This is a genomic window from Pseudoalteromonas sp. G5_S1_14_S5 (assembly GCF_054968605.1).
The window spans coordinates 1-11,413 of the sequence record NZ_JBQKUM010000107.1 but is presented as its reverse complement, the minus strand read 5'-3'; the positions used below and the strand labels follow the sequence as shown (position 1 = coordinate 11,413).

At 42.1% G+C, this 11,413-nt stretch carries 9 protein-coding genes; 3 read left to right on the top strand and 6 right to left on the bottom strand.

What is annotated here, in order from left to right; genetic code table 11:
• Positions 1-205: 205 nt before the first annotated feature.
• Both yciH and ACTRWI_RS20865 read right to left on the bottom strand, forming a co-directional pair.
• Positions 206-517: a stress response translation initiation inhibitor YciH gene (yciH, locus tag ACTRWI_RS20870; protein ID WP_499133660.1), complete on the bottom strand. Its 312-nt coding sequence runs from the start codon at positions 515-517 to the stop codon at positions 206-208.
• A gap of 3 nt (positions 518-520) precedes the next feature.
• A complete protein-coding gene (locus tag ACTRWI_RS20865) occupies positions 521-889 on the bottom strand; it encodes a DUF3319 domain-containing protein (protein WP_499133659.1) in 369 nt (122 codons plus the stop codon).
• A 100-nt stretch (positions 890-989) separates the two neighbouring features.
• On the opposite strand from ACTRWI_RS20865, the gene ACTRWI_RS20860 reads away from it, so the two are divergent.
• Positions 990-1,958, top strand: a complete 969-nt coding sequence (locus ACTRWI_RS20860) for a tyrosine-type recombinase/integrase (protein ID WP_499133658.1) — start codon at positions 990-992, stop codon at positions 1,956-1,958.
• Between the two features lie 110 nt (positions 1,959-2,068).
• On the opposite strand, the gene ACTRWI_RS20855 is transcribed toward ACTRWI_RS20860, so the two are convergent.
• Entirely contained in the window at positions 2,069-3,064 is a 996-nt protein-coding gene (locus ACTRWI_RS20855; protein ID WP_499133657.1) for a D-alanine--D-alanine ligase, read from the bottom strand.
• Between the two features lie 179 nt (positions 3,065-3,243).
• A complete protein-coding gene (locus ACTRWI_RS20850; RefSeq protein ID WP_499133656.1) occupies positions 3,244-3,807 on the bottom strand; it encodes an SPOR domain-containing protein in 564 nt (187 codons plus the stop codon).
• A 216-nt stretch (positions 3,808-4,023) separates the two neighbouring features.
• Between ACTRWI_RS20850 and ACTRWI_RS20845 the strand changes: the two genes are divergently transcribed.
• Positions 4,024-6,708 carry a bifunctional acetate--CoA ligase family protein/GNAT family N-acetyltransferase gene (locus ACTRWI_RS20845; protein ID WP_499133655.1) on the top strand — a complete coding sequence of 895 codons (2,685 nt, stop codon included), beginning with the start codon at positions 4,024-4,026 and terminating at the stop codon, positions 6,706-6,708.
• Here ACTRWI_RS20845 and ACTRWI_RS20840 read toward each other — a convergent pair.
• Positions 6,697-7,584: a LysR family transcriptional regulator gene (locus ACTRWI_RS20840; RefSeq protein WP_499133654.1), complete on the bottom strand. Its 888-nt coding sequence runs from the start codon at positions 7,582-7,584 to the stop codon at positions 6,697-6,699. The two genes, ACTRWI_RS20845 and ACTRWI_RS20840, sit on opposite strands and share 12 nt — an antisense overlap.
• Positions 7,585-7,810: 226 nt before the next feature.
• Between ACTRWI_RS20840 and ACTRWI_RS20835 the strand changes: the two genes are divergently transcribed.
• Positions 7,811-9,949 carry a TonB-dependent hemoglobin/transferrin/lactoferrin family receptor gene (locus tag ACTRWI_RS20835; RefSeq protein WP_499133653.1) on the top strand — a complete coding sequence of 713 codons (2,139 nt, stop codon included), beginning with the start codon at positions 7,811-7,813 and terminating at the stop codon, positions 9,947-9,949.
• 339 nt (positions 9,950-10,288) lie between these two features.
• Here ACTRWI_RS20835 and galE read toward each other — a convergent pair whose 3' ends face one another.
• Positions 10,289-11,302, bottom strand: coding sequence for a UDP-glucose 4-epimerase GalE (galE, locus tag ACTRWI_RS20830; RefSeq protein WP_499133652.1), 1,014 nt, complete (start codon positions 11,300-11,302; stop codon positions 10,289-10,291).
• Positions 11,303-11,413 lie beyond the last annotated feature (111 nt).

The following is an 11,413-nucleotide window of genomic DNA, read 5'->3' as shown; positions in this document are numbered from 1 at the left end:
CACAAGCCAACTGCGTATTATGTACGTTATGTTAAATATAGTTCGTTATTTATAAGGCAGGACTCTATGTTTGATGCCCTGTCTTTGTATGCTGTCAGTATTCTTTAAATTACACTGTGTATTTAACCATAGTGGTTATTTACCATAAAATACCTAATATCCAGTGATAATAATCTTCGATATTACCACTGGTATTAGTTAGAGATTAACCGCCAGCAAACTTAACTTTGTAGCCTTTCTTTTCAAGATGCGCTTTGATCTTATCGCGCGCGTCGCCTTGAATTTCGATGTTGCCATCTTTTATTGAGCCACCACAGCCGCAAACTTTCTTAAGCTCTGCAGCCATTAATTTTAATGGTGCATCATCTAGATCTAAGCCAGTTACGACAGAAACGCCTTTGCCTTTACGGCCTTTGGTTTCTTTTTGGATTCGAACGATACCATCGCCTTTTGGACGTTGGATTTTCTCTTCTTCAGGTTTAATACGACCTGTTTCTGTTGAATATACTAGGCTCATAATTTACTTCTTTTGTTGCTCAGCTTTTTGTTTAGCGATTAAGTAAGCTTCGATATGACGCTGTATTGCTGTTTTCCCGCCTTTGATAAGACGTCCGTTAAACATGCAATACCATGAGTTTGGCTCACCAGTGTCATTTTTGATCTGGTAACCATTGAAGTTTTCAGTTTGGCCACCAGTCCCTCTAGTTTTACTTAACGCTGTGAACTCTTTTGGGTCAATAATAGATGAAGTATCAATCCACCAATCGATACTCTTTTTTACGGCAGCTAATTTACCTTGAATAACGTGGTTTTTTAATTTAGTACGCCAAATTGTGTTTGTGGGATCGGTCGATTGCAGATGGATCCCACGGTAAATTGAATTAGCCATATCTATTGATCATCTTTTTGTTTTCACTGCATTAATCATAAGTATACTAGTAACGATAGCAAGCATAATATGGCAAAAACGCCTGTCGAGGTACGGTAATTTGAGAAAAAATGTCCCTATTTTAACTAGCTCTACGATAATTAACTCGTTTGTTGAAAAATTAAACAGAGAAGCTTCGATTGATGTTATCGACGAGCTAACAAGTTACCAATATTCTCGTAATTCACTGTTGGGTATCTACAGTGATTGGAAGTGCTACCATGCTTTTTGCACCAAGTTCCGCATCAACACACTCCCTGCGTCAATTACTGCCATTCGTCGTTTTTTAGAAACAGAGTCCAATAACAGAAAGTTTGCATCATTGAAACGTTACACTGCAACGCTTAGCTTATTGCATACAGTATTTAACTTCCCCAACCCTATTAAGCATAGGCAAGTTCGCTTCACCCTGCTCCACTTACAAGCTCAAATGGCCGGTGACGCTAAACAAACAAATGCGATGACATCTTCACACCTTAGTCGATTAAACACCTTGCTTGCACATGAAAAGGCAACGCTAAAAGAGATCCGTGACATGGCAATCTATAACGTGATGTTCGAGTGTGTTTTAAAGCGCTCAGAACTTAAGTCCTTATCTTCGAGTGATGTTGAGTGTGTTGATGGTGTTTATCAAATCGCAATCAAGGACTCACTTTACAAGCTTTCGAGTGTAGCAAGTTCTTCACTTGAACGTTGGCTAAGTGTTACAGGTAAGGAAGAGGGGTTAACTTTGTTTCGGGCCATTGATAAGCATGAAAACATTGGCCTTCAACCACTAGATGATTCGTCAATCTATAGAATACTAAGGCGTGCTAGTGACTTACTCGGTTTGGCAGAAAACCATCACTTTTCAGGAAACTCGATACGAGTTGGCGCGGCGCAAGAGCTTTCTAAACAAGGGCTTAAGATCAGAGAGATTCAGAACTTTGGACGTTGGCTTAGCCCTGCAATGCCTGCCCAGTATGTTGGTTATTCGAATACGGCTGAAAGTGAAAAAATGAAGTTTAAGGCACTAACACCATGGCAATAAGCCATTGCGATTAGTTAAGAGACTGAAAAGACAGAAGTAAAAAGAGGCTTGGAAGTAATCCAAGCCGCATTTTATTGTGCATTGGTTGAACGAAACCTAGTAAAATGCCCCTAATAAAGGCTGGTTCTTACACAGTTTTCTAGGAACTGAGCGAACTTATGTCCGTCGTGTTCAACCATTTTTGGGAACATTGAAATTGGTGTCATGCCTGGGAAGGTATTAACTTCGTTTAGGTAGATCTCGTTATCTTGCGTTAAGAAGAAGTCGATGCGAGACAAGTGACGAAGCTTCATTTGTGTAAACACTTTGCGAGCGCTGTCCGCAATCAGTTGACGTTGTTCATCAGTAAGGTTGCTTGCTTCAACCTCTGTGATTGAGTGGCTGTCTGCACTGTATTTTTCTTCGTAAGAGTAGAATGCGCCGTTCGGTGCAATTACCTCGCCAGGTTTGCTGATGTGCAGATCTCCATCGATTTCATAAGCTGCAACTTCTAATTCTCTTGGCACCACTGACTTCTCAACAAGCACTTGATCTGAATACGTAAACGCTTTGTTGATTGCTTCGCTCAGGTCTTCAATGTGGTTGACTTGATAACAGCCAACAGAAGAGCCTTGGCGTGCTGCTTTCACGAAGACTTTGCCCCACTTTTCAAAAGCTTGAGTTGCTTGTGAATGAGCGTTATCTGTATTGTCAGATAGGAATAGGTAAGGCGTATTTGGAATACCCAATGCGTCATACCAAAGCTTAGAAGTGATCTTGTTGAAGCTGTTATTGCTAGCTTCAGAACCACAGCCTAGGTATGGGATTTTTGCCATTTCAAACAGTGATTGGATATCACCGGTTTCGCCTGGGAAACCATGGATACAAGGTACGATGAAATCAATTTTTGATTCTAGATCATCACCACGTAGTGTTTGGTTATTGATATCAAGATAAACCAATTCGCCCGAATCTTGACACCAGCCTTCATTCTTAATCTCAATTCTCACTACGTTAAAGTCTTCAACGCTCTTCAGCTGATCAAAAAGGTAATTGGCTGAGACTAAAGACACTTCGTGCTCTGAAGATCCACCGCCGCATAGTAGAAGAATATTTGTGGTGTTCATGGGTAAATTCGGTCCTTGAAACTAGGAATACTGACTTCAATGATAAACAAAAGTCGAAATAGGTACAGTGTTTTGATTGTTAAAATTGTGTCCGAAAGATCGAGCGATTAACTATTAAACAAAACGGTTCGTCATAAAACAAAAGAAGGAGCACTTGCTCCTTCTTTATGATTCAAAACTTAGTTTAACTTGTTAAGAGTTGGATATTCAGAGTTCTTGATGTCATCAATACTCTTCACGAATGGCTTCAAGTTTTTAAGTGAGCTAGGTAGTGTTGAAATAGCCTTTTTCGCTTCTAAACGTGTTGCGTAGTCACCGTAAAGTACCGTGAACCACTTAGTGCCATTAACCATCTTGTAGTTTTCCCAGACAGGTTGAGAAGTCGTTGGTAGCATTTTCACGAAAGAGTCGACTTTACTTTGGCTGCCAACCGCAACAACTTGAACTGTGTAACCAAAACGCTGATTCATGTCTTGTTGTTTCTTGGTTGGACCTTTTACTGCCGCAACTGGCTTAGCCTGAGTTGTTTGAGTTACTTTCTGCTCAACAGGTTCTGTTTTGATCACGTTAACAACATTCTCTTCAACAACGGCTGATTGCTGTGATTGAGACACAACTGGAGCTTCAACTTTGGCAGTTTTGTACTCTTCTTGATAACTATCTGAAGTCACATCCGTGATGTAGTTTTCAGATACACATGCAGCCAAGAGCAGTGGCAAAGTCGCAATTGCAATTTTTTTCATGGGAAGCTCTATATCCTTAATAATAATTACTCTAAATCATGCCGATACGTCGGTTTAGAATCAAGTTAACTTTGACATTATACACCATTACTGGGTGACCTATTTCACAAACTTAATGCAGTGTTTGCTTATTCATCTGAATTCGGTGAATTTTCCATCAACCTGTCATCGAAAAGTAAGTTACGATGAACTTACGTGCATGGCTAGGATATGTCTATGAATCATCTTGATCCCCTACTTAAACCCCGTTCGATTGCCGTTGTTGGTGCCTCTCAGCGAGAAAACCGAGCAGGCTACATTGTTATGAATAATCTGTTGCATGGGGATTTTAAGGGGGCGGTAATGCCAGTTACGCCCAAATACGATTCTGTGGCGGGTGTACTTTCCTACAAAAACATTTTGTCGCTACCGATCGTCCCTGACCTTGCGATTCTATGTACCAATGCGATCCGTAATATAGCGCTCTTTGAGGAGCTAGCGGAGAAAGGCATTACGTCTGTCATTGTTCTATCTTCAGACATGCAACAACCGAGTGATAATGGCGAAACGTATGACTCAAAATGCTTAGCGATTGCAAAAAAGCACAATATAAGAATGCTTGGTTCAAACAGTTTAGGGGTGATCATCCCTTGGCTTAATCTAAATGCATCCTTCTCTCCTGTTACCGCACTACCCGGAAAGATTGCCTTTGTTTCTCAATCTGCAGCGGTGTGCACAACTATACTCGATTGGGCTAATGATAAAGAGATCGGCTTCTCTGCATTTATCTCAATCGGCAATGGCACGGATATCGAGTTTTCTGAACTGTTGGATTACCTAAGTACCGACTCCCACACGGAAGCGATATTGCTATATGTAGATAGCATTAAAGACGCAAGGCGCTTCATTTCGGCTGCCCGTGCAGCTTCACGTAACCGGAGAATACTAGTACTAAAAGGTGGCCGAACTGCCAAAGGCCGAGCAGTAGCAATGGCACATACAGGTGGTGCAGATACGCTCGATATTATTTACGACTCGGCTATTCGTCGTAGTGGTATGTTGCGAGTCAAAAACTTGCATGAATTGTTTGCTGCGGTAGAAACCTTAACTCACTCAGTCCCATTACGCGGAGAGCGACTGGCAATTGTCACGAATGGTGGTGGCCCTGCGATTATGGCTGTTGATACGTTATTCGAACGTGGAGGTAAACTCGCTGAGTTATCGGAAGAGACACTCGAAAAACTCAATAAGTTGTTACCTTCAAGCTGGTCGCACAGCAACCCAATCGATATTGTTGGTGATGCGGGTGACCAGCGTTATATCGATACTATCAACACACTACTCGATGGTGATGAAGCGGATGCCATTCTTATCATGCATAGCCCTTCAGCCATCGCACATTCTGCTCAAACCGCTGAGCGCATCATTGATGCGATTAAAAAGCATCCTCGCCACATGCGATTCAATATTCTCACCAATTGGTCCGGTGAACTGACGGCAAGGCCTGCTAGAAAGTTGTTTACAGATGCTGGTATTCCAACCTATCGAACGCCAGAAAGCTCAGTAGTCGCATTCATGCACTTGGTCGAGTACAGGCGTAACCAACGTCAGCTTATGGAGACGCCGACTACCGCTGAGAAAGTTCACATTGAAGATTTAGCGGATGCTAGAAATTGGATAGAACGCCAACTACTGGGTAAAGATACAGTTGGTCTTGATACCCATCAAAACAGTCAGTTTTTCAAACACTTCAATTTAGATGTGTTACCCACTTGGATCGCGTCTGACCCCAGTGAAGCGGTACATATTGCAGAAACTATTGGCTATCCTGTTGCAGTCAAACTCCGCTCACCAGATATTGCACACAAGTCTGACGTTCAAGGTGTTATGCTCAATTTAAGAAACAGTAGTGAGGTTGCGAATGCGGCACAAGCGATTTTGGATCGCTCTCAGTTATCATTCCCAACAGCGCATATTCACGGTTTACTGGTTCAAGGCATGGCGAAACTGGCTGGCGGACAAGAGCTTCGCGTGAAAGTCACAACCGATGAAACATTCGGTCCTATTATTCTACTCGGTCAAGGCGGCTCCGAATGGGATGAGTCGATTGACGCAGCAGCTGCTTTCCCTCCGCTTAACATGACGCTGGCTCGTTACTTGATTATTCGAGCGATTAAGAGTGGCAAGATTCGTCTACAAAAGCTCCCTAATCCTATTGATATAGAAGGCTTATCTGAGTTGCTGGTTCGTATTTCTCAAATGGTGGTTGATTGCCCTGAAATACATGATCTGGATATACACCCAGTACTTGCGAATGGCGATAAGTTCACGATCTTGGATGCCAATATCATATTGAAAGCCTACGAAGGGGATCCGCAAGAAAGACTCGCGATTCGCCCTTACCCTATAGAGCTTGAGGAACGTATCCAATTAAAAGATAGCACAGAAGTACTGCTACGCCCGATTCTTCCTGAAGATGAACCACTTCATGCCGACTTCATTAATCGAGTCTCTAAAGAGGATCTCTACAAGCGCTTCTTTAGTGATGTGGGTGAATTCAATCATGAAGCGTTAGCTAATTTCACTCAGATTGATTTCGATAGAGAGATTGCTTTTGTTGTGGTGCGTGAAGAACAAGGTGTACCTGCAATCATTGGCGTGTCTCGGGCTCTGATAAACCCAGAGAATACGGATGCCGAATTTGCGATATTGATTCGCTCTGATCTTAAAGGCGTAGGTTTAGGTCGAATTCTGATGACTAAGGTTATTGATTACTGCCGTGCCAAGCAGACTAAACAGATGTCGGGAATGACAATGCCAACCAACAGAGGCATGCTGACACTAGCCCAAAAACTTGGTTTCAAGCTAGATATCTGTTTTGAAGATGGCGCAGCAGATATGGTGCTTCCGTTATTTGAGTGACCATGTTTTTTTAAGGTGTTGGATGCACCATGATTTGGCGTCACCCATTTTATTGCGTCGCCAAGCCATAACGATGTCAATTGGCTGGGGCTCAGTCCCTGCGATTTGCTTTAAAACACCAGATTCAATTAATGGACCAGCAACGCTACAAGGTAACGTGCCAATACCTAACCCGCTGGTTAATGCTTCGACTTTTGCGGGAAAGCTCGTCACCGTTAAACGTGGCTGCTTCTCTAATATATTGATGCTTAATGCTGGCTTATCGCGTGCGGTATCTGCGATTGCAATCACCCTGTAACTTTCCCTGGCCTTTTGATCAAAATCGCCAGAGCGCTTATGAACATAATGATTGGCTGCTGCCACCCAAACCATTTCCATCTTTCCAATCACTTCACTTTTCAGGTCATTAGGAATGGTATCGACTTTCGGGCAAACAAGAAGGTCGGCGCGGCCATCTGACAGTGACTCCCAACATCCCGCTAAGATCTCCTCTTGTAAACGAACACGCGTTTTACTGATTTTCCCTAGTTCATCAATCAGTGGGAAGAAATTAGCAATCGGGATAATGCCATCAAAAGCGATGGTTAAATCCAACTCCCAACCATTGGCTAGAATGCTCGCCTCGTTTACCAATCTCTCTGTAGCACCAAGAATTACTCTGCCTTGCTCAAGTATCAATTGCCCTGCTTCCGTAAAGTTTGCACGGTGGCCGGAGCGGTCAAAAATCATGATATCTAAGTCTTGTTCAAGCTTTTGAATTTGGTAGCTGAGTGACGAAGGCGCGCGGTCCATTTCGTTAGCCGCAGCAGCGAAACTTCCACGTCTGTCGATGGCGTCTAGGATGTGTAACGCTTCAAGTGTTATTGGGCTATGCATCAGTTTTCCACCTTGCAAATGAGTGGTTGGTCACAAAAATGAAAGTATTCACCAGGCAAATGGAACCATTAAAGGTCTTTTAATACAGCGAGTTATACGGTTTAAGTGAGTTTTTAATGACAAGATTACAAATAAATATAAATGTAAATAATAGTAATTATCATTTAGATCCAATATTATCCTTTGCGAAATCGAGATAATACTATGGAATTAAGGTAACTATCAGATGTATAAGCAATCCCTACTCTCTGCTTCAATCGTTTTAGCGCTTTCATCAACCTCAGCCTTAGCTGAAGATTATGCCCTATTTGACGAGGTTGTTGTATCGGCAACTCGTACTGAACAAAGCAAAGCTGATGTTTCAAGCTCTATTGAATCAGTATCTTCGGAGGATATTGATAATCAAATGTCCAACGACATAAAGCAAGCACTTCAGTACACACCTGGCGTAGAAGCTCAAGGTAGTGCCCGTTTTGGTATTTCAGGCTTTAATATTCGTGGTGTTGAAGGTGATCGCGTTAAATTAATGGTAGATGGTGTACGACAACCCACTCCATATAACCCTGGTGCATCTGAACAGCGTAAATATTCAAACGCGATTGAAGTAGACACATTGAGTGTCATTGAAGTGAACAAAGGTCCCGCTTCTACTCTCTATGGCTCTGATGCAATTGGTGGTGCGGTACTACTGAGAACAAAGAATCCAGAGGATATGCTTAGAACTAACGGCGATGAAAACCGTTTTGGTATCAAATCTAGCTACACTTCAGCTGATGAACAGTTCAAGAACACTTTTTCTTGGGCTATGCGTAAAGATAAACTAGAAACTATCGTAATGGCGACATACGCTCAAGGTCATGAAACAGAAACTCACTCATCGGGCTCTAATGTTGAAGGCCCAGATCGCGGTGCAGCTAATCCTGCAGACACGGAACTGAACAACTTCTTGGCAAAAGCATTTTATAATGTATCTGATTCCAACAAGATTGGCCTGACGGTAGAACATTATCAGCGTCAATATGATGAAGATGAGCTTAACTACAATGGCTACGAAATAATGCATGGCTTTGTTTATACGGATAACTACAATGAAGACACCAACAAACGTTTCCGTGCGACCCTAGAACAACAACTAAAACTAAACTCCTTAATTGCAGACTCGTTAGATTGGTCTCTAAGTTATCAAGATTCTAGTACTCTGAATAAAAATTACGACACAACAGATTTTAATGGGCGTCGTCTACGTGAACGTGATGCATCAGATGTAAACATGCAGGTCGATGCACAACTTTCTAAGTTGGTTAATGTTAGCGGTGCTGACCATGAGTTTACGTACGGCTTTACTTACTTACAAAATGATTTTGAATTAGACAACACTGATTATAAGTTTGATAGTGGTACCGTTACTCCAGGTAGCACAGGTATCCCTGACGCAAAAATTACGCAATGGGGCGTTTTCCTTCAAGATCAAGCGTTTTTCATGGATGACAAACTTGTAGTAACGGGTGGTTTACGATATGACTCGTTTGTTGCTGACCCATCAACCGATGAAGGTTACACAACTGAATACGACAAGAATGAAGATGACGCATTCACAGCCAAATTAGGCTCGGTTTACCATATCAACGATAGCTTGTCTGTATTTGGTCAGGTTGGTCAAGGGTTCAAAGCTCCTTCAGTTTATGACCTTTACTACTTTTATAATAAAGGTGCCATTGTAGAAGCAAACCCTAACCTAAAAGCAGAAAGAAGCCTTTCTTATGAGCTTGGTCTGCGTGGTAACAACCAATATGCTCGTTTCGAGTTGAGCACGTTCTACACCGACTACACTGATTTCATCAACGAAACGAAAACAGGTGAACAAGGTGGTAAAGATATGTTTACGAAAGAAAACTTAGACGAAGTAACGATTTATGGTGCTGAGTTCTCATCAACTATCAATCTTGACACTCTGTTTAACGCACCTTACGGCACTTACACTCGCTTAGCTGTTGCTTATGCAGATGGCGAAGACAAGAAGACTCATAAGTCCATTGACTCAGTTGCACCACTAACAAGCACAATTGGTTTGGGTGTTGAACGTGATCATTTCGGTTCTGCGTTAAATATTAAAATGGTTGCGTCGAAGGATGATTGGAACTCTGATGACAATGTTGATGTATCAGGATACACCGTTGTAGATTTGACGGCTTATTATCGCCCTATGACAGATTTGACTCTGCGAGCGGGTCTATTTAACGCTCTAGATAAGAAGTACTGGTTATACAGTGATATGTCTGGTAGCGCACACGATTCTAGTTTCAACACCGATATCAAATCTCAACCTGGTCGGAATTGGGGCTTATCTGCAAACTACGAATTCTAATTCGTTACAAGCCTGAACGACAGAAACTAAAAAGCCAGCTATGAGCTGGCTTTTTCAATTTCACTAAAAATTGTATCAAAAAGGAATAAAGTGAAATTACTTCTCTGCCATTTCTTTCTTAACCATTACTGCTGCAGCAACGATGAATGTGATGATCAGGCCTAGTTCCATGATTAACTCCAAAGAAAATTAACATTAAACATATAATTCGCGAGCATAGTAACACAATGAATACAGAATGATACTTTTTAACCACTAATTTACTTTTTATTCGATTTAGATCAAAAAAGATGCCCTAAAGCATCTTTTTATAAGTTAACCATTCATGAAACAACTAGATTAGCCTGGGAAACCATTAGGGTTTGTTGACTGCCAGCGCCATGTATCTTCTGTCATTTCTGTCAGTGTGCGTGTTGCGTTCCAACCCAGCTCTTCTTGAGCTTTTGACGGATCTGCCCAGCATTCTGCGATGTCACCTGCACGTCGCTCAACAAGTTTATAAGGGATTTCCTTACCGCTTGCTTGTTCAAACGCCTTAACCATGTCTAAAACACTAGAACCGTTGCCTGTGCCAAGGTTGTAGATGTGAAGACCATCTTTGCGCCCTACTTTCTCAAGTGCTGCGATATGGCCGTCAGACAGGTCCATTACGTGAATGTAATCACGAACGCCCGTGCCATCTTTGGTTGGATAGTCGCTGCCAAATACAGACAAGAACTCGCGTCGACCAACGGCAACTTGAGAAACAAACGGCATCAAGTTGTTTGGAATGCCTTGTGGATCTTCACCTAGTTCGCCACTTGGGTGTGAACCCACCGGGTTAAAGTAACGAAGTAACGTGATGCTCCAGTCTGGGTTCGCTTTTTGGAAATCCGTTAGACACTCTTCAACCATTAGCTTACTGCGTCCATAAGGGTTCGTCGCACTTGTCGGGAAGTCTTCAGTAATAGGCACACTTGCAGGATCACCGTACACGGTTGCTGATGAGCTGAATACTAAAGTTTTAACATTCGCTTCGCGCATAGCATCCACAAGCACTAAAGTGCCGTTAATATTGTTATCGTAGTACTCAAGAGGCTTCTCTACAGATTCACCTACCGCTTTCAAACCAGCAAAGTGGATAACTGCTTCGATGTTGTGTTGTTTCATTGTTTCCGCTAACAGAGCTTTATTGCGAATGTCACCTTCAACGAACACAGGACGAACACCAGATACCTTCTCGATACGCTCTAATACGCTTGGTTTACTGTTGTATAAGTTATCAAAAAGGACAGGTGTCATGCCTGCGTTAATCATCTGGATACTTGTGTGGCTACCGATATAACCCATGCCACCTGTAACTAAAACATTCATTTTAGTGTACCTTTTATTATGGTTATTAAATAATAATACTTATTATGCAGTGATTTAGTGTAATTTTACAGCCTATTCTGTAAACGAGCATCTTCATTAATACGATCTGCC